The 19443-nt window shown below is 32.8% G+C and carries 17 protein-coding genes, 1 other RNA gene and 1 pseudogene; 14 read left to right on the top strand and 5 right to left on the bottom strand.

Annotation, left to right across the window (positions count from 1 at the left end; all coding sequences use genetic code 11):
- Nucleotides 1-163: 163 nt before the first annotated feature.
- The 3 genes from ssrS to AACL09_RS01520 all read left to right on the top strand — a co-directional run bounded on the left by ssrS (nucleotide 164) and on the right by AACL09_RS01520 (nucleotide 1497).
- Nucleotides 164-323, top strand: a non-coding RNA gene (gene ssrS, locus AACL09_RS01530) — 6S RNA.
- Nucleotides 324-407: 84 nt separating this feature from the next.
- Complete coding sequence (locus tag AACL09_RS01525) at nucleotides 408-794, top strand: type II toxin-antitoxin system RatA family toxin (RefSeq protein WP_339048357.1); 387 nt, start codon at nucleotides 408-410, stop codon at nucleotides 792-794.
- A 43-nt stretch (nucleotides 795-837) separates the two neighbouring features.
- A complete protein-coding gene (locus AACL09_RS01520; RefSeq protein ID WP_339048355.1) occupies nucleotides 838-1497 on the top strand; it encodes a DsbA family protein in 660 nt (219 codons plus the stop codon).
- Nucleotides 1498-1531: 34 nt separating this feature from the next.
- On the opposite strand, the gene AACL09_RS01515 is transcribed toward AACL09_RS01520, so the two are convergent.
- Both AACL09_RS01515 and AACL09_RS01510 read right to left on the bottom strand, forming a co-directional pair.
- Complete coding sequence (locus AACL09_RS01515) at nucleotides 1532-1783, bottom strand: hypothetical protein (protein WP_339048353.1); 252 nt, start codon at nucleotides 1781-1783, stop codon at nucleotides 1532-1534.
- 304 nt (nucleotides 1784-2087) lie between these two features.
- Complete coding sequence (locus AACL09_RS01510; protein WP_339048958.1) at nucleotides 2088-3368, bottom strand: adenylosuccinate synthase; 1281 nt, start codon at nucleotides 3366-3368, stop codon at nucleotides 2088-2090.
- A gap of 143 nt (nucleotides 3369-3511) precedes the next feature.
- On the opposite strand from AACL09_RS01510, the gene AACL09_RS01505 reads away from it, so the two are divergent.
- The 3 genes from AACL09_RS01505 (at nucleotide 3512) to AACL09_RS01495 (ending at nucleotide 8710) form a co-directional block, all read left to right on the top strand.
- Nucleotides 3512-5854, top strand: coding sequence for a hypothetical protein (locus AACL09_RS01505; protein WP_339048351.1), 2343 nt, complete (start codon nucleotides 3512-3514; stop codon nucleotides 5852-5854).
- A 72-nt stretch (nucleotides 5855-5926) separates the two neighbouring features.
- Nucleotides 5927-7378: an IMP dehydrogenase gene (gene guaB, locus AACL09_RS01500; RefSeq protein WP_339048349.1), complete on the top strand. Its 1452-nt coding sequence runs from the start codon at nucleotides 5927-5929 to the stop codon at nucleotides 7376-7378.
- A 147-nt stretch (nucleotides 7379-7525) separates the two neighbouring features.
- On the top strand, nucleotides 7526-8710 hold the full coding sequence (locus AACL09_RS01495; protein ID WP_339048347.1) for a hypothetical protein: 1185 nt from the start codon (nucleotides 7526-7528) through the stop codon (nucleotides 8708-8710).
- A gap of 38 nt (nucleotides 8711-8748) precedes the next feature.
- On the opposite strand, the gene ruvC is transcribed toward AACL09_RS01495, so the two are convergent.
- A complete protein-coding gene (gene ruvC, locus AACL09_RS01490) occupies nucleotides 8749-9225 on the bottom strand; it encodes a crossover junction endodeoxyribonuclease RuvC (RefSeq protein WP_339048344.1) in 477 nt (158 codons plus the stop codon).
- 4 nt (nucleotides 9226-9229) lie between these two features.
- Complete coding sequence (locus tag AACL09_RS01485) at nucleotides 9230-10048, bottom strand: cytochrome c oxidase subunit 3 (RefSeq protein WP_339048342.1); 819 nt, start codon at nucleotides 10046-10048, stop codon at nucleotides 9230-9232.
- A 131-nt stretch (nucleotides 10049-10179) separates the two neighbouring features.
- Here AACL09_RS01485 and AACL09_RS01480 point away from each other — a divergent pair, with 131 nt between their 5' ends.
- The 5 genes and pseudogenes from AACL09_RS01480 to AACL09_RS01460 all read left to right on the top strand — a co-directional run bounded on the left by AACL09_RS01480 (nucleotide 10180) and on the right by AACL09_RS01460 (nucleotide 14726).
- Nucleotides 10180-10686 (top strand): hypothetical protein, encoded by a 507-nt coding sequence (locus AACL09_RS01480; protein WP_339048340.1) that lies wholly within the window; start codon nucleotides 10180-10182, stop codon nucleotides 10684-10686.
- A 521-nt stretch (nucleotides 10687-11207) separates the two neighbouring features.
- A pseudogene (gene terL / locus AACL09_RS01475) lies at nucleotides 11208-12561 on the top strand (phage terminase large subunit).
- 115 nt (nucleotides 12562-12676) lie between these two features.
- Nucleotides 12677-13567 carry a hypothetical protein gene (locus AACL09_RS01470; protein ID WP_339048338.1) on the top strand — a complete coding sequence of 297 codons (891 nt, stop codon included), beginning with the start codon at nucleotides 12677-12679 and terminating at the stop codon, nucleotides 13565-13567.
- Entirely contained in the window at nucleotides 13545-13754 is a 210-nt protein-coding gene (locus AACL09_RS01465) for a hypothetical protein (RefSeq protein ID WP_339048336.1), read from the top strand. Before AACL09_RS01470 ends, AACL09_RS01465 begins: the two co-directional genes overlap by 23 nt.
- 105 nt (nucleotides 13755-13859) lie before the next feature.
- Nucleotides 13860-14726, top strand: a complete 867-nt coding sequence (locus AACL09_RS01460) for a hypothetical protein (protein WP_339048334.1) — start codon at nucleotides 13860-13862, stop codon at nucleotides 14724-14726.
- 26 nt (nucleotides 14727-14752) lie between these two features.
- On the opposite strand, the gene AACL09_RS01455 is transcribed toward AACL09_RS01460, so the two are convergent.
- Nucleotides 14753-15544, bottom strand: coding sequence for an enoyl-ACP reductase (locus tag AACL09_RS01455; protein ID WP_339048956.1), 792 nt, complete (start codon nucleotides 15542-15544; stop codon nucleotides 14753-14755).
- Nucleotides 15545-15717: 173 nt separating this feature from the next.
- Between AACL09_RS01455 and AACL09_RS01450 the strand changes: the two genes are divergently transcribed.
- The 3 genes from AACL09_RS01450 (at nucleotide 15718) to AACL09_RS01440 (ending at nucleotide 19434) form a co-directional block, all read left to right on the top strand.
- Nucleotides 15718-16908 carry a hypothetical protein gene (locus AACL09_RS01450; protein WP_339048332.1) on the top strand — a complete coding sequence of 397 codons (1191 nt, stop codon included), beginning with the start codon at nucleotides 15718-15720 and terminating at the stop codon, nucleotides 16906-16908.
- Between the two features lie 102 nt (nucleotides 16909-17010).
- Complete coding sequence (gene recO / locus AACL09_RS01445) at nucleotides 17011-17733, top strand: DNA repair protein RecO (protein ID WP_339048330.1); 723 nt, start codon at nucleotides 17011-17013, stop codon at nucleotides 17731-17733.
- A gap of 66 nt (nucleotides 17734-17799) precedes the next feature.
- Nucleotides 17800-19434: a hypothetical protein gene (locus AACL09_RS01440; protein WP_339048328.1), complete on the top strand. Its 1635-nt coding sequence runs from the start codon at nucleotides 17800-17802 to the stop codon at nucleotides 19432-19434.
- Nucleotides 19435-19443: the final 9 nt, after the last annotated feature.

Below are 19443 nucleotides of genomic sequence, written 5' to 3'. Positions count from 1 at the left end.
TTTTCCTATAAATTCTGTATTTTATAGATAAGTTGGTATTACAGCATACAGATCTGCACTTATTCTTGCGATAGAGCTATTTTCATTTTGCTAAAAATACAAGGTGAAGTTAAAATACACAGAAAAATCGGTAGACATATCCTTATATTCAATGTAGAAAGTAATAGGTCTGTATTGCACGTGAGGTAAAGTGATGTCTCTTGAGCTTTGATGTCTTAAACAGGGAACTGTCGCTGCTAATACCTGTAGGTTTAGTATATAGTGCCCACCTTAATTATAAGGCATAAGAGACCACCAAGGCCAACGGCAAATACGGACCTTCTAAATTGTTGTAAATTAAAGTAAAAGTGATCTACAAATATGAGGATGAGAATACCCTAAACTTTGCTATTCATAAACTATTCGAGGTGATAATTAGCATCGAGAAATATCCTGAATTTATACCGTGGTGTGTAGCAGTAAATGTTATTGAGAAAAGTCACTGTAAGGTTATCGCTGATGTGATTGCAAATTTTAAAGGTATTAAGGCAAGGTATACTTGTGAAATAGTTTTTAACTTGCCGAGCATAGAACAAAGTTGCTTAATAAAGGTTAGAGCCACGCAAGGTTTATTCAAACATTTATATAACGTATGGGAACTTATATCCCAAGATGAGAATAGAACTACAGTTAAATTTTACATTGAATTTGAATTCAAGTCCCCTTTTTTTCAAAAGATGTTTGGTATAGCTTACAAACATGCACAAAAAAAAATTATCTCTGCTTTTAAAAAAAGAGTATATTTATTGACATAATGTGAATTTTAACCCTATAATTAAAGTATTTAAAATTTTGTTAATGTACGGCAAAGTTTTTTTATTTTTATTTTTAGTGCTAATTTCTACTCATTTAAGTGAGGCTCAGGAACAACATTTTAGTAATGATTCTAAATTCTCAACTAATATTTCTGACTTAATAGCAGATGATTTTTTAAAGGTATTGCCAGATGATAGGGTAATTGGTGATAAAAATGCTCCTATTACTATGATAGAATATGCCTCATTTTCTTGTTATCATTGTGCTCTTTTTTATATAAACATTCTCCCAATAATAGAGAAAGAATATATCAAAACTGGTAGAGTGCTTTTTATATTTCGCAGCTTCCCACTAGACTATAAATCGTTGAAAGCATCAATGCTTGGACATTGTTATGACAACACAGCTGACTACTTTGCTTTTAACAAAGCAGTATTCAGCTTAACAGATTTTTGGAATAATAAATCAAATAGTCTCACTGCCCTAGAAAATATAGCAAGATTGAGTAATATTAGTAAAGAAAAATTTGATCAATGCATAAATGACTCAAACGTACTTAATATGATAATAAATCAAACACTTTTAACTACTGAAAAACTTAAAATCACAGGAACACCCGTATTTTTTATAAACGGTAAGAGACATGAAGGTATACATAGCCTGAAATATTTTACTACTTTATTTGATAATATAATAAAATGATTATCTTATGTTGCTAACAAAAAGAACGATATTATTATTCTTTACCTTTTTTAGCACGTTCAAAATCCATTTTTTTTGGATCCCAAGAATAGGTATATAAAGTAGGTTTATCTTTAATAATAACAATATTGCCATCATAATATTGAACTAAATCTGAACTATTCTTTTGCGCTTCAGTAACTCTTTCTATATACTTCTCACGATAAGCAGGATTGCGCAAAATATCAGCTCCGCCATTTTTGTTAGATGATGTTTTTTCTATAGTATTACTAAAGTAAGAACACATAATAACTCCCTCCCCTATAAACAGAAAATTTATTAACCTTTTTCAAGAGTAATATAAATATTTAATTATGTCTATTATTTTTATTTCTATATCTCATTATTAGCATAAAATTTATTTAGTATATTGAGAATAGTTAATATAGTAAAATAACTTAAGATTTTTTCAACTGTATTTAGTTTTTGGCTGAAATAACAATAGTTCATCTATTTGAACTAAAAGAGACTTCATTGTTTCCATATTTTAATCCTCAATAAGCATTTTACTTAGTAATTTAGTAATTCCTGATCTATCTCAAAATTTTGTATTAATTGATAAAATTACTATCAGTAACAATCATATTATCTCTTTTTGGGCTTGTTGAAATCAAACTTATTTTTTTTTCTAGAAGTTCCTCTATTCTTTCAATATATTTCCTAGCATTGGTTGGTAGGCCTGTTAAAGTCGATTGATCACTTGTTTTTTCCTTCCACCCTGGCAATTCTTCATACACTGGTTCTAGTCTTTGTTGCACTGAAGACAGTGCAGGCAAATAATCATAAGTCTTATTGTCAAGTTTATAACCAGTGCAAATCTTAATTGTATCAAAATCATCAAGAATATCTAGTTTAGTTAGAGCAATACTTGATATTCCAGCAAGTGAAATAGCTTGCCTGGCCAAAACTGCATCAAACCAGCCACAGCGCCTTTCCCTACCACTCACTGTACCTACTTCTTTACCTATATTAAATAATAACTTCCCTATTTCATTCTTTTGTTCCGTTGGAAATGGCCCGTTTCCTACTCTTGTTGTATAGGCTTTTGTAACGCCAAGTACATGTAAATCTTTGCAATATATACCAGAACCTACTGCTGCATAAGGAGCAATGGTATTGCTAGAGGTAACAAAAGGATATGTGCCGTGATCGATATCTAACAATATTCCCTGCGCACCTTCAAAGATAATTTTTTTATCTGGCTTTAATTTATCTAATATTTGCCAAGTTGCTTGTGAGTATGGCAATATCTTTTGAGAAATATTTTCCAGTTCATTCATAACTTCTTCCTGCGCTAGGGGTTGAAGCCCTGCACCCTTTCTTAAAGCATTGTGATACTGAAGTAGAATACTAACTTTTCCTTGAAGCGTATTATGATCCTGCAAGTCGCACAGACGAATAGCTCTGCGGCCTACTTTATCTTCATAACACGGCCCTATACCTTTATTTGTTGTATCAATTCTTTGTTGCTTACGTAAGTTTTCAAATAATTCTTCCTTTTGTTTATGTAAATTTAGTATTAAAGGACATCTCTCAGATATAAGTAGATTATGCGGATCTACATTTACGCCTTTAAGGTTTTCTATTTCCATAATCAGTGCACTAGCATCTAACACCACACCATTACCTATAATAGATAATTTATCGCTTCTTAGCACTGAAGAGGGAAGGAGGTTAAGCTTATAAGTAGTATCGCCAATTACTATGGTGTGCCCAGCATTATTTCCCCCTTGAAAACGTAGGGCAACATCTGCTTTATCGCAGAGCCAGTCAACTATCTTGCCTTTCCCTTCATCACCCCACTGCATACCTGTAACTGTTATGTGTTTTATCATCTAGCGTCTTAATATAAAAGTTATAGTTAACAATATAGGTCAGCAATGTCAATTCTCTTAAATTAGTTAAAAAAGTGTTTATTTTATTCTAAAAATAGCATATACAAAATACAGAGTAATTTTATAGAGGGGGGGGGAATTTGCTAGCTCGTTTACTTAAGAGGATTAAAATCCTTTATTTTAAAATTTTAATATTCTTTGGATGGGACTATCAAACTAAAATATTTAAAGTGCTAATGGGGGAATCTCCTAAAAAAGAGTCATTTAGATACCTAGTTGAAGCACTTTCACAGAAACACTTATCTAGGTTGTTAGAATTAGAAATCGATGGGTGTGGGGGTATTTTTCATTTAATAGCAATATATGGTGGTAATTCCGATATACTGTCAATTCTTATAGAAAAAGTGCCCCAAAGAACATTGTTTGAGCTCTTACAAGAGCGGAAAGAGAATGGCTATACGCTTTTTCAGATTTCTGCATTATTTAACTTAGAGATGGTGCTACCCTTAATAAAAAAGATGTCGTCAGATCAACTATATACCCTTTTAACCGTAAAACCTTCAGAGTATTCTATACCATCTATACCATTAAAGAACATCATATTACAATATAAAGCCGGAACAGAAATCAGCAGAAATGTAGTAAATGCTCTTGTAGAAAAGTTATCAGACAGTCAGTTTTTTAGCTTGATCTCTGCTCAACTTAAGTTTGAAAAGGGTTATAATGGAATTGCAGGTGGTGCAGTATTAATTGTAAGGATTGGAAGTAAACTGAGTAATTTTACACGATTACACACAGAAAATGAATTTAAAAAACAAATGCTTGAGCAACTTTGCATTCATATGCAGCAGGGTGAAGATTATTCTTTTCCACATACTGAGCTATATGACGATAGTTCTTTATTGAGAATCTTTTTGATACAGATGAAAAGTGAGGAGTTATATCAAATGAAAGATTACGATGGTTTTATCTCATTAAAAGGTTTGTTGCCCACAATATTAAACTATAACAAATTAGAGTTTGATTCTTCATATGCAGTTTCAAGAGCAAAATATTTTGAACTTATAAACATAGAAAAACGTTATGGATATACGTTTTATCAGATTGAATCATGTGATCACTTCACAGTGCTGGGTTCTATAAAAAAATTGCCTAAAGGAGTGTATAAATATAGTGCGCAGCAGTGCATAAATGATGCTGAGTTCCTTTCAAGTTCTGCTGCAGATAGAAAAGCAGTTGAAGAAAATTTACACTCATTAGTTGCTAATAATACTTGTAAAACAGATCTTCATGTTCTTGCCAACATGTTTATGCAATTAATTAGTAGCAAAAGAGTATACAAGGAGCAGATATTTGTTGATGGGAATTGGATGGAGAATAGGGCGCTGGTAAACGTAGGAGAAGGTAAGAAAATATACACAGGTGGTAAAGAACTAATTAAATATAAAAATAGAATGTATGAATGCCAAGAAATTCCATGCTTGGGCACAGAAACAATAGAGCTATTAATAGGTCAGGGCTTATTTCTTTCCTATATTAAGACTTTATCTAATCTCTATTTGCAATCAATAAATCTAAGTAATCAAGAACACTATGAGCGAAGCAAAGAATTAGCAAAACAGTTCGTTCGCGATGCTAATCGTTTAGTTATTTTTAGAAATTGTGCTACTGACATATTATGTGGAATATTTCATGGAGGCATGAATAAGCAAGCAATGAAGCTGTTAATAAGTAATAACTGGTACTTCATCTACGTTAAAGTGATTAACAACCTTGATTTAGGGCTTGATCCTGTTGCAAAAAAAGATTTTATTGAGTCTCTTATTGAAAATTACAACTATATTATAACTGCTATTGATGCTAGTTTATCATTATATGATAAGCTTATAGATTGCTTTAAAGATAAGATAAACGTTCCAGCAAAGCCACCAATTTCCGATGATGCTTTTAACAGTGTAGTTCATGAGTGCATTGATATAATAGAAAATGAACAATCAAAAGTAAAGAAACAGTTAAAAAGAAAGTCAAAACCTTGTCGTGCTCTTGAGGAGAAGCTAGTTTGGAGTATTATTGATAATATGAACAGAGTTAATTGTGTTATAGAAAGCTGTTCAAATTTACTCAATACTTTTTGTGGTTCAGAAGAAATTATTAAAGAAATAGTACAAGCTTTTTTAGAAGGATTGAGATTGCATGTAAATGATGATACATACGATTATAAAGTGATGGAAGAGTTGTGTCTTTATAATAAAATAGATGCTCCAATTTGTAGGGAAAGACAAACAAGTGATCCACAATTAACAAAATGTGTAGTTACTTATTGTCAGGTATACAATGATTTCCAAAACTCATGTCATGAGATTATACATCAAATAATTAATCAAATTTGTAAGCAACCTAAAAGTGGGCAGTCTGTTAATTCTGAATTAGAAGATTCATCCACTTCGGCTCTATTGCAAAAAGCACTGGAACGTACTCGTTAAATGTGATCAGAAAAAATATTGTTGCAGTGCCTATTAGAAGTGATAGCATTAAGGCAAAGCTAAAAAATAAAAATGGAAGTCTATTACGCATTCGATGATGTTTTACTTGTACCGGCTGAGTCTTGTGTTCTACCTGTGTCGGCAGATGTTACAACCTATTTAACAGACAATATAAAGCTGAATATTCCTCTTGTTTCAGCTGCAATGGATACGGTAACCGAAGCTAAGCTTGCAATAGCAATTGCTCAACATGGAGGAATTGGATGTATTCATAAAAATTTATCTATAGAAAAACAAATAGCTGAAGTAAAAAAAGTCAAAAAATATGAAAGTTGGATAGTATATAACCCCATTACTATATCTCCAGATATAACTATATCTAAAGCTTTATCGATAATGAGTAAATACAATTATTCTGGCATGCCAGTTGTTACTGGTATCAGTAATGAGTTGATTGGTATTTTAACAAATAGAGATGTGAGATTCATCGAAGACAAAGAGCGAAAAGTCTACGAAGTGATGACGAAAAAAGACAAGTTAGTCACAGTGCAAAGAGGGATAAAGCGCAGCGAGGCTATGAAGCTTTTAAATCAATATAAGATAGAAAAACTTTTAGTTGTTGATGATGATTTTAGGTGTATAGGCTTAATTACAGTTAAAGATATAGAAAAATATGATAAATATCCTAATTCTTGTAAAGATGAAAATGGTCGCTTAAGAGTTGCAGCAGCTGTTGGCGCCCAAGATATAGAAAGATGTGAAGCATTGATTGATGAAGAAGTTGATGTACTTATTGTTGATACAGCTCATGGACACTCCGCAAAAGTTATAGATACTATAAAGGATATTAGAGAAAAGTATCCAGAGGCGCAAATTATAGGTGGGAATATAGCAACAGCAGAAGCAGCGCAAGCACTAATTGACGCAGGGGTTGATGCAGTTAAGGTCGGTATAGGGCCTGGTTCAATATGTACAACACGAATTGTGACTGGAGTTGGTATACCACAGTTTTCGGCCATTATGAATGTAGCAAAAAGTTGTAGGGATAAGGGTGTCAGAGTCATTGCTGATGGAGGAGTAAAATATTCCGGAGATATAGCAAAAGCCATAGCTGCTGGTGCAGATGCTGTTATGATAGGCTCTATATTTGCTGGCACTGAGGAAAGTCCAGGTGAAATCATAATATATAAAGGAAGAGCATACAAGGCATATCGTGGTATGGGTTCAATTAGTGCTATGGAAAAAGGATCGGCAGATCGTTATTTTCAAAATCTGCAAGAGAAGCTTGTGCCAGAAGGAATAGAAGGTAGGGTGCCGCTTAAAGGACAGGTAGCAGGCATTATCCATCAACTAATTGGTGGACTCAAATCTGCCATGGGTTATACCGGAAATGAAAATATAAGAAGAATGAAAGAAAATTGCGAATTTGCCATTATAACGTCAGCAGGGCTTAGGGAAAGCCATACTCACGATGTAATTGTCACTCAAGAAGCTCCAAATTACGCCTGCACAATCGAAGAATAGTTCTTTTTACTAGAATTTCTAACAAATTTTTCAATTTAAAGTTGACAATCGATAGTTGTTTTATTATTACTATTTTCTAGTATAAGTAGAAGTTATAGACTAATTTCTAGTAATGCGATTTTTAATAGATTGATTGAGGTGTACTATATGCCAGGAAATGACATATCAACAAAACGTTCTCTAGAACACAAGAATAGTGCTCAGGACGCGGAAAGAGTAGCTAAATGGCTTAGCTCAATAAAAAGTAAAACTCAAAACATCACTGATGCACTAAAGGAAATTGGCACTGTGAGCCCAGGAAGTGGTTTAATGCCTGATCAAATGCCAAAATTTTCTAGAGAAGAATATCTTAGATTTGCTAATTCTACTTTTACGGAAGCTTTAGAGGGGTTTGAGAATGAGTTAAGTCTAATAAAAATAAGCTCAGGACAAGAACATGAATTTGCAACTATTGGTGGCTTTATTATTGCTGAGGCAAATAGTGATAATAACGGAAGGCGTAAGATCCTCGAGCTTTCAACTCATAAGCAAGACTGTGGAAACGATGCAGCTTGCATTAAGATTGGTAGTTTAAAATTAGCTAGTAATAGTTGGGATATTAAAAACGCTACTGATTATCAAGAAACTGAGAAGCTAGAATATCGTAATAATGAAAAGGTGTATTTAAAATCCATAGCTAAATCTACATTTGACAGTATATTTTTAAAAAATAACAATAAAGCTGGAGAGAATGGTGTTTGTCGTTTTAATAAAAAAAAGTTTATAGAATATATACAATCATCGACCGATAGCCTTCACTCTATATGTAGAACTGATGAATCCATTACCTATATTAATTCCACTACAAACAGTGGCACCACCCCAACAATAGGCTGTAATAGTACTAAGACCTCCATCACCAATGCTACCCTTAGCACCACTACTAGTAGACCTAGGCAAGATGCTGATGCAGGCCATATTGCAGCTACTGCAGTGGTAGCATGTCTTGTAGGGTTTTCATTGATAATTATACCTTTTATGATTTACTATTGTTGGAATAAAGTATGTTGTAGTGGCCAGTATTACACTGGTGAAAAAGGACAAGAAGAAGGCACACCTCCTGCAAAAGACACGCAACCTCTATTAAACCAGCCAAGCACTTCTACCAATGGAGGAATAGAAATTTCTGATGGAGATGCGAGTAAGGTAGCAAATGCAGTAAGGGAAAATTCTTCACCTAAGAGAACACAAGCACAGGTACATACACAACCACCTTCAGGTGAGAAAGCAAGTCCATCACTTGAAGCAGCACAGGTTGAAGGTTCTATTCAGCAAGCTTCTGCTATAGGTTAAATAAAACTTGGTAGATCATAAAATAGTTTATAAAAAAACTAGCTCTTACTATAAGCATGGCAAATTGCAACTGCTGTGGCGTCAGAACTATTATGGCATTTTATATCTGAATTTTGTGTTATTTGTTTAACCATATACATTACCTGTGTTTTATCGGCATGGCCATTTCCCGTAATGCTTTTTTTAACAAAGTTTGCTTTATATTCAGTTATACTTAATTTTGCCACTGTTAATGAAAGGAGTGCCACTCCTCTGGCATAACACAAAGTAACTGAAGATTTAGGGTTTTTGTTTATAAAAATTTCCTCAATTGCAGCTTCATTGGGGGAGAAGTCTTGAATTATTTTATTTAACTTGCAGAAGAGCTTAAACAATCGATCATTAGTGTTAAGCCTACTATCTATTGAAATAGAACCATTTCCTATCAGTTTAATATTATAATTTTTTTCTTCTAAAGTTATTACACTCCAGCCTGTATTCCTTATGCCAGGATCTATTCCTATAATTTTTCTCAAAATTTTATATACTAAGCCAGTACAAAAAAACAAATAATAAGATCCACACTATATCAACAAAGTGCCAATACCATGCAGCAAATTCAAAACACACGTGGTGCTGAGATGTAAAATGAGCTTTTTTCGCTCTAAACCAACAAACAATTAAAAAAATAATACCAACTATAACATGCACACAGTGAAAACCTGTCATCATATAGAAATTGGATGAGTATATCAAATGTTCCCCTGCTTCTTTTAATGAAAACTTTGCTTCATAATATTCTATCCCCTGCACAGCAACAAACAACATTCCGAGCAAAATGGTAATACCCAACATTTTTATCATGCTTTTTTGCTCATTTTTTAACAGGTAGTGATGAGAAGCATTGATAGTTGTACCCGAAAGTAAAAGAATTAGAGTATTCATAAATGGTATTGACCATGGATCAGGAGTTACTATTCCTTCCGGCGGCCAGGCTAGCCTTTTTATAGGTGACAGATCGGCAAAAACGTATACTGGATCTAACCATGCTCTAAAGAATGACCAAAAAAATGCCACAAAAAACATTATTTCTGATATAATTAGAACTGCCATACCTATTTTAAAACCCCTCCTTACAGGATCAGTATGGGCTTTATCCACTATTCCTTCTTTAATTACATCTTTCCACCAAAAGTATAAAACTGTTGCTAAAAGCATTAGCCCTACTATTAAAGTAGCTCCACCGAATTGCCACTTATGCAAAGTTGTGGTTAAACCTAGCATAAATATTAGTATTGAACCAGATATGCTCAGTGGCCATGGGCTTGGGTTTAATAAGTGATACTCGTGATGCTTCATTTTTTTCTTGTAAACCGCTTTAAAGTGTAAAGGTTAGTAAGATATTGTCAATTTTAACGAGTTTAAAATTTACTATTGACCAAGTATACCAATTATGGATAACATTTTCTTAAATATACATGGAGGTTGTAATGCATAATTATTATATGTTTGATATACATGAAGATCCTGAAGAGGCAATTAAAAAAATAGAAGCGTTTGAAGAACATAAAACAAAGTTTGCGCATTCGCTACTACAAATAGAGTTATTAATTGTATCTAAATTAAGCGATAAAATTGTAGAAAATTTTAATTCAGACGCATTAGTGGCAATGAGATTTGCTAGAATTTTTTTTGAGAATTCTTCGATTAGTGAAGAGAGTATTGAATCAATGAAAGAGAGGTGCTTGGAAGAATATAAAGAATTTCTTTTAGGGCTAAATGAAGGAAATATTCGTAATAAAATATTAGATATGGATATTGTTAAAAGAATGCAGCATCCTTTTGGAACATGGTATTCTTTTCGTGCGCTTCGTCCATCAGAAGAATCTCTAATTCAAAAATTTACTGGTATACTACTTGCTCAACGTGATCAACTTCAATCATCACAAGTAACTGATCCTCAAGTGAAAAGTTTAACGCAAAAGCATAGCAGGTAGAAAATAAACTTATTTCTAAAATATGGAAAATTAAAAAATATTTGAAATTTTCTGCTTCCATGGTTGTGAATGTATATGATATAAAGAGAATGCCAATCTGGAGAGATTGAGGCTGTAGAGGCGGCCTTTAAAGTGGCAGATGTATAGGAAAAAAAGATCTGAATATACTGAATAGGATCTTTGGCGACCTACTGAATAGTTTTAGCTATTTTAAGATTTTTTCTTAAAACAAGATTGATACCTTTGTGGTCGTATGCTTTAAAACATACGACTATAGCGCTTCCAATTATCAATTGGTAGTCCTCTCATGGTGGGAATCCGTGAAAAGGGCTAAAAACGCTCCTCTCTCTGATGTTGTACACGTGCTTTTTCTCCAGATTGGCACTAAATCAACAATAGGTCGATTAAAAAATCAACACAATATATCTAATCTTATTCTAAAATCTATTTTATAACATCTTTTTTCAATTCCCTTTTATCTTTTAATTCTTTTTCTCATGTTTTATGAAAAATCTAAGTAGGTGCAAAATACCAAATTATTGATCAATTTTATTGAACTGTGCTTTGATACGGTATCGCCAGGGTATAAATATTATAATGCCTGGCATATTAAAATCATTGCTGATGTATTACAAGCTGCCTTTAGTGGTAAAGTAACGCGCATTATTGTCAACATGCCGCCAAGATCAATGAAGTCAATTTGTATTAGCGTTGCTTGGCCTGCGTGGATTTTAGGACTACAGCCCACAGCTAGAATAATCGTTGCTAGTTATTCACAAATTCTCAGCTTAAAACACTCGCTTGATACCAGGTGCATATTGCAATCTGATTGGTATAGCGAGTTATTTCCAGAAACCAAACTCGCACAAGACACTCAATATAAATTTCAAACAACCAAGATGGGGTTTAGATTCGCCACTTCAGTTGGGGGTACTTTAACTGGAGAAGGGGGTGATTTTTTAATAGTCGATGACCCCTTAACTCCAATGCAAGCTACAAGTGAGAGGATGAGAAGCCGTGCTAATGCATGGTTTGATCAGACTTTTGCCACTCGGCTAAATGATAGAAAAACGGGAGTTATAGTTGTAGTGATGCACAGACTCCATCCTGATGATTTAACTGGGCATTTTACTTGAAAAACCAGGCTGGCATCATTTATGCTTGCCAATGATTGCTGAGGAAAAACAAACTATTTACTCACAAATGAGGGATGTTTTATATGTTAGGGAAAAAGGAGAGTTGCTTCTTCCCGTAGAAAAAAAAGATGTTGAGCAGATCAAAGTAGAGCTTGGTACGTATGCCTTTGCGGCACAGTATCAACAACACCCATTATCTGAATGTCAAATCAAACAAGAATGGATAAAACGTTACCGGGATTATCCAAGTGACTTATCTTACGTTACTCAAAGTTGGGATACTGCAAATTCGCAGGATAAAAATTTCAGTGCATGCACTACCTGGGTTAAAGTAGATAATATGTTCTATCTGCTTGATTCATACAGAGCAAAATTAGAATATCCAAGCTTAAAACAGCAAGTGCTATTTTTAGCTAAGCGATGGCAGCCTCATGCAATTTTAATTGAAGCTAAGGCTAGCGGTCAGCAGTTAATACAAGAGCTTAAAGCCTGCAGTATTTTACCTATTATTAAGATAACACCGTCTGCAAATAAAATTACTCGTTTCCATCAAACTGTTCCACTCATAGAAGCTGGTCGTGTTTTTCTTCCCCATAGCGCTGTTTGGCTTAGTGATTTTGAATATGAGCTCTTTATGTTTCCAAAAGTTCGGTATGATGACCAAGTGGATAGTATGACTCAATATCTAAATTGGGTTTGCAGCTCTACGCATAACATTCCAAAAATTGTGTGTTTTTGATTTCTTAGAAAAATTATTATACTAATATTAGTATATTATCGATAATGGTTTTATCATACCTAGAAACAAAAATTATGCACGCTCGATAAGAGGTAAATATTTAAAATCACAAAAATTGAAAAAAAATTACGTAACCATATCTCAAAATGAATATCTAGAACTACAAAAATATAAATTAAAGCACGAGCTAAAAGTAATCAGAGATGGTGATTATGAGAGGGAATATGCTTTTAATAGTCATTGTGCTCAAAACTCGGAAGAACATTTTAAGATAGTAAAAAACTTAATACTTGATGGTATCAAGCATGGAATTATTGATAGTGACATTTATGATCTCATGTTAAGCGAACACTCTCTGTTTTCTGAGATATTAGCAGATAATGAATTAAAAGATGTATGTATTGCTGCTGTAAAAAATGCTCCATATAATCTTTTAACTTACCAAACCGAAGAAACAGAGGTGGGTTCTGCTGTATACAGGGAAGGAATTATTGGTAACATATTTACATACGCGCCAGAGCTCATATCAAATTTTCTTGAGGTAATTTCACATTCATCAAAAGATGGTCTTTTCATATCAAAGACTTATGTTTTTGATGTAGAAGTAGATTTTAAAGACAGCGTAGAAGAGGCTATTAAAAATTATTGTACGATAAATACTAATGGAGATTATGATATTGAACCACACTATCTCTTACCTATAAAAGACAGTCCTGGCTTTAAAGAATTTAAGCAGTATTTTAAAGATATCTATAGTGCAATAAACTCCAACAATCTTGATAAAGTAAAAAATAGCTTGAAACAACTGGAAACAAATATTTTTAAGTATGAGGTAGATATTAATAGTGTTGTTCAAGCATTATGCTGCTTAGCAAAAGAAGCTAGATTTAATCAAGATATTGGAGACGCTATTTGTCATTTAGCAGGAAGTATAACTTATCCTACATGTTTAGAAAAAAGTGTTAGTGTATTTTCAGGTACTAGTGAAGTGCTCAATTTATGTTAGTTTAATAGATAAAAAAACATCAGGTCGTGTTTTTCTTCCCCATAGTGCTGCTTGGCTTAGTGATTTTGAATATGAGCTTTTTATGTTTCCAAAAGTTCAGTATGACGACCAAGTAGATAGCATAACTCAATATCTAAATTGGGGACAAAGTAATATATATAAAAAACCTAAAATAACATGTTTTTGATTGTGCAGATATGTTCAGTTATGAAGCAATAGAAGAATAAATATTGACATTTTAATATAATAATATTATATATTAATATAGTAATTTATAATATATAGAGGAAAGATGCTTTCTACTGAATGTCAGAGTATTGATGAGCTACCAAATAACGAATTGAATAATCAATTAAGAAAAGCTATTAATGACAATGATTATAATAAAGTGAGAGAATTAATTTCTCATGAGAAGTTAAAACCAATCGATAATCAAGTGTACAAATTAATATTTAGTGAATCTGTACTTCGAGATCTATGTCTAAAAAGTGATTTGCATGATATAATAGATTTTTTTATGAAATATGTTCCAAGTAATTTTTTGTATAATAATTACTTTGGCTCTCACCGCATTGTACATAACATTAAAAAATCTTTGCGTGAAGATTTTATATCATTGGCTTTATTGGGTGTATTACCATACTTATTAGAAGCTGTATCAAACTCAGAGAGGTACGATATTTCCATTGAATTTATTAATGTTATACATCTAGAATTGGCATTAAAGAAGGAGAGTGGGCCTGATCGCGTACACTTAGAAGAAGCTATAGAAGCTATTAAGAAGTACTGTACAAGATTAAAAAATGATTGTAATTCAAGTTTAGATATTGAACCATACTACCTTCTACCTATAAAAGACAGTCCTGGCTTTAAAGAATTTAAGCAGCATTTTAAGGATATTTATAGTGCAATAAACTCCAACGATCTTAATAGAGTAAAAAGTAGTTTAGAACAAATAAAAACTAGTGTTTCTGAGCATAAAGTAGATATTAGTAGTGTCGTTCAAGCATTATGCTGCTTAGCAAAAGAAGCTAGATTTAATCAAGATATTGGAGATGCGATTTGTCATTTAGCAGGAAGTATAACTTATCCTACATGTTTAGAAAAAAGTGTTAGTGTATCTTCAGGTATCGATGAAGGAAAAGCTTTTAAACTATGAGTAGGAGATACAAATTTGAAACAAGTTTAATCAATATTAACATCAATAGGTTTCATTCCTACAACATTATAGCCTGAATCTACATGTAAGATCTCTCCGGTAATGCCACTGCTGAGATTTGACAGTAAAAATAAAGCTGCTTTGCCTATCTCTTCTATTGTCACGTTCCGCCTTAGAGGTGAGCTTTTGCTGCTATAGTTTTGAATATAGTGAAAATCTTTTATTCCAGAAGAAGCAAGTGTTCTTATAGGGCCAGCCGAGATGGCGTTAACTCTAATATTTTTTGGACCTAAATCACATGCCAAATAGCGCACGCTTGCCTCAAGTGCAGCTTTACATAAGCCCATAACATTGTAATTTGGCATTACTTTTTCGGCTCCGTAGTATGACAGAGTTAGCAAACTTCCTTCTTGATTTATAATTTTTGCTGCTTCTCGTGCTAGAGCTGTAAATGAGTAACATGAAATATGCATTGCCGAGAGAAAATTTTCCAAGGAGGTATTAATATACGGTCCATTTAGTTCGTTTTTATCAGAAAAGGCGACAGCATGCACAAGAAAATCGATGCTTTCCCATTTTTTTTTCACTTCCGCAAACATATTATCCATTGATTTTTCATCTTTAGCATCATAGTGCAAAATTAATTGGCAATTTATGTCATGTTCTTCTATTAATTTAGATACCTTCTCTTTCACATTATCTGATGGATAAGTTATTATCAACTCTGCACCTTGCTTTGCAAGTTCCTTTGCGATGCCAAACGCTAGCGATCTTTCGTTTATAATTCCAGTTATAATTCCCTTCTTTCCTTGCACAATTCTGTTCACAGCAACTTTAGTGATAAATTATTTACATTTTATCTAAATAATAAAAATAGACAACTTCAATAATAAATTAAAGTTAAATTTAATAAAAAAGTTATTAAGATACTTAAAATCTTGACAATATTAAGCCAATCAACTACTATTTAAAAAGTAGAGGAAAAATATTTATGAAGAATAATACAAAAAGAGATAACCCAATTATAAACATGCTTTCAAAGATAAAGAGTTCTTATTTATCGTTAATTGCAAAGATTAAATCTTTTTTTCAAAAGCAAAATAGTAATAATAAAAATATTACTACAGAAGTGGAAGATGATCAACAGCATAACCAATTAAAAGAGCAATCTGATGGCTCATCTCCTGCAGGTGAGAAATCTCAAATAAACAATGATGCTGCAGATGAACTTAAAACTAAATTAGAAGAGCAACCTGATAGCTTATCTCTTGCAAGTGAGGAACCTCAGGTAAATTATGGTGTTGCAGATAAGCTTGGAGCTGAAAACAAAATTGACGAAGATGAGTTTTTTGATGCTCCAGGCTATGATAAAGATCTTGAAAATGAAAATACAGTTAAAATAGAAGAGGATGAAGGTTATGTATCTTCAAGTTCTCAAGATAAAAATATAGCAGATCAGAACATAATAATAGAGAACGATCGATATTATAGTATCAATGATTTTGAAAAAACGATAAGCCTAAGTAGCTATAGTAATGATACACTTGCTTTGGCCTTTGGTGGTAAAATTTCAGAAAATTCGAAAATTACTAATGCTAAGCATAGTTTAGCTTCCTTATATTATAATGAGCATACTAAACTTATTCAGTTTATACATGATGCAGGTGATGCAAAGTGCGTTAATTTATTTGAATTGAATCTTGACTCTTCCAATATATACATGCCTTCGTACCTTAAAAATAACCAATCAAAGTCTCCTAAGGAAGTTTTTGGTGATAATCAAATTGTAATTCTGCTGCAAAAGCCGGAAAATGTAAATCTACCTCCTAAGAGTACGAAAAACTGGTTAGCATGGAAAGCTGCAGATAGTATGTGGATGAAAACGAAAAATAATCCAATTGAAATTAAGGATAGCTTTCCTTTTGACTTTATCAATTTTAGTTGTTCAAATGGTGTTTCTGTAAGCCAGTCTATTAATAGAAATTCACCAAACGCATTTATGTTATCGCTGATCGATGACATATCAGATAAGCAAAAGAAGATAGATTGGAGTATTAAAGACATTCTAGTTCGCGGAGATTGCATATCATTGACTAAAGAACTTGTTGCTGAGAGAGTATCTAGTCATTTAAATAATACGAATGTTGAGCAAACAAGTGGTAATCATAGAAGCTGCGTTTAGTTGTAGCTATCTTATATTCTTAATTATTGACAGAGTGGAACACTAATTATATCCAATAAATTGATATATCCAAAGATATTGGAGAACTAGGTAACATCAGTAATGCAATGGGAAGATGAAGGCGTTTTAATTGCAGCTAAGAAGTATGGTGATAGTGGATTGATTCTTTCTTTGTTTACAAAAAATAACGGTAAACGTCGGGGGTTCATTAGGACATCAAAAAGCAGCAGTTATAAATTCGGGGTAGGTAATTTATTTGCCGTTCAATGGAGAGCAAGGTCTTTAGATAATTTGGGCTACTTTCAATGTGAACTAATGAAATCGAATATGTATTACCTCATTACAGATAAAGTTAAGGCCATTGCTGTTTCTTCGGCTTCTTCTATTTTAGAAAAGGTACTGCCTGAAGGGGAAAAACAGGCAGCTTTATATGATGATTTAATTTTGCTTATTGATGCCATGGAAAATGATGATTGGCAAAAATATTACCTTAAATTTGAACTAGAGCTTTTATCACAACTTGGTTTTGCTTTAGATTTAACAAGGTGCACTGTAAGTAAAACAAATAAAGATCTAAAATTTATCTCCCCAAAAACTGGTAAAGCCGTATCTGAGAAGATAGGGAAAAATTATGCACACAATCTACTTCCCTTACCGAAAATGTTATATGACGTATATCATAATTGCCAAATTAATTATAAGCTAGAGGAGTTCCAGCTTAGTTTAAAAGTTCTTGGATATTTTCTCAGTAAACATTTATTTTCCCAATTTGCTACTGAGTTACCATTTTATAGAAAATTATTGGTCTCTTTTTATCCATCTTAACTTAATATTAAGATTAGTATAGGTAATTATTTTTTCTTATATTGTAAATTTAAATTTGGGGGATATATGGACGACAAAAAAATAAGAGATGAATATAGAGATAAGTATCGTGATTTTATTAATAATGAAATTATACCTATTGCCAACAAAACGCTTTTTAGTAATGAGACAATTGAGTTATCAGCTTACAACGATGCTGGCAGTGATATTGGAATAAATTCGGTATTGGTTACCGTAAAACAAGCAAAAGGTTATTATGATGAAGAAACAAAAAGAATTCAAAGTATCACTACAACAATAGAATATACACCAGATGAAAGGTACTATAAAGCGTTTGGTGATTTAGTTAATGATAGCATGCATAGAGTTAAGGTTAGCAATCAAAACTCTTTCTTTGATTTCATTGCAGTATGCATTAACAAAGATGGATATGATCATAAAAATTTTGCAACAAAAGAAGATCTATTTAAACATTTAAAAGGGCTTATTGATGATAAGCGATATATAAATCAGCGTAGGGCTGCGTTTGAGCCAAGTAAGCTCCCTGAGATGAGTGTGTGGAGGCAGTCAGAATACTATGATTTTGTTGATAGTAAGTTTAAGAAAAAATTATGCGAAATCGAATCCATTGGTGGTATCTCTGTTGCAAATACGATTGCTATAACAGATATAAATCTTAAACAACAATTTGCTCGTTTTCGCGTAGAGGGAGACGCAAAACCATATATTTATACATCGAATTCCAAGTATTATAAGTCGATTACATCAGAACCAAAGTATGGACGTGTTCTTAACAAGGAAGAAGTTGATGCATCCAAAATAGAAAATAACAACCCTTATTTTATGTTTATATTAAGATGCTTAAATAAGGATAAAAAGGTTTTTGAGCCGGTTTTACGGCCTGGTAGACCAGTGCAATATAAGGAGTTTACACAAAGAGAACTTTCTGCATACCTTGATGGATTTATTAGTAACGAAGAGTACATAAAGGAATATGACGTTACATTTGTACCAATTGAAGTAAATCCTGGTGTGGATGAGTCATCAAAAAAGGAATATGTCGGTTTTGTTGAAAAAGAAATTAAACCACAAATAAAAGGTATGGGAATGGTATCTGCAGATGATGATGCAGTACTTTTTTCCGAGTATGCTAAATTTTCTGATGAACCAAGTAAGAGTAGCGCAGGTGTTGTTTTTGTTTCTAACAGTAAACTTAGCTCTCACGGAAAAAAAAGTGGGCAAGAAGTATACGGGATTTCCGATAATAATCCTAATTTTAAGTTTATGCAAGAGTGTTTAAACCACAATAGTACAGAATCCAAATGGGTTAAGTTTGTTCCTACTAGTCAAGAGTGGGCTTCTAAAGATTATAGGAAGCTAAATCAGTATCTAGAAGGTCTACCTTTTAATCAACAATGCAAAGAAGATTATTTGAACAATTTTATGTCCCTACCTGGTAGTTCTAGTAGTGCAGTATCTATAATGCCGCAACCAATAATGCAGCAAGCGGTCTTTTTTGCATGGCTTGCTTATATGCTAAGCCCAGTTATTAGTCCAGTTTTTAATTACATAAGTAATAAAATTAGTGGACAAGGTCACATTAATGATGGCGGAAAGGAAGAAAGGTATAATAATGAACCATCATCAAACATGACTGAAGTTAGGGGGCAGCAACTAGATAAAAATGGTATTATGAAATAAATTATTAGC

This window comes from Candidatus Mesenet endosymbiont of Phosphuga atrata (assembly GCF_964020175.1).
Classification (GTDB): domain Bacteria; phylum Pseudomonadota; class Alphaproteobacteria; order Rickettsiales; family Anaplasmataceae; genus Mesenet.
This window is presented reverse-complemented; position numbering and strand designations above follow the sequence as displayed.

Excerpts from the sequence above, each read along its gene's own strand:
- AACL09_RS01440 (WP_339048328.1), top strand. The coding sequence starts at position 17,800 with ATGGACGACAAAAAAATAAGAGATGAATATAGAGATAAGTATCGTGAT.
- recO (WP_339048330.1), top strand. The coding sequence starts at position 17,011 with ATGCAATGGGAAGATGAAGGCGTTTTAATTGCAGCTAAGAAGTATGGT.
- guaB (WP_339048349.1), top strand. The coding sequence starts at position 5,927 with ATGGAAGTCTATTACGCATTCGATGATGTTTTACTTGTACCGGCTGAG.
- AACL09_RS01450 (WP_339048332.1), top strand. The coding sequence starts at position 15,718 with ATGAAGAATAATACAAAAAGAGATAACCCAATTATAAACATGCTTTCA.
- AACL09_RS01460 (WP_339048334.1), top strand. The coding sequence starts at position 13,860 with ATGCTTTCTACTGAATGTCAGAGTATTGATGAGCTACCAAATAACGAA.
- AACL09_RS01520 (WP_339048355.1), top strand. The coding sequence starts at position 838 with ATGTACGGCAAAGTTTTTTTATTTTTATTTTTAGTGCTAATTTCTACT.
- AACL09_RS01495 (WP_339048347.1), top strand. The coding sequence starts at position 7,526 with ATGCCAGGAAATGACATATCAACAAAACGTTCTCTAGAACACAAGAAT.
- AACL09_RS01515 (WP_339048353.1), bottom strand. The coding sequence starts at position 1,783 with ATGTGTTCTTACTTTAGTAATACTATAGAAAAAACATCATCTAACAAA.
- AACL09_RS01480 (WP_339048340.1), top strand. The coding sequence starts at position 10,180 with ATGCATAATTATTATATGTTTGATATACATGAAGATCCTGAAGAGGCA.
- AACL09_RS01485 (WP_339048342.1), bottom strand. The coding sequence starts at position 10,048 with ATGAAGCATCACGAGTATCACTTATTAAACCCAAGCCCATGGCCACTG.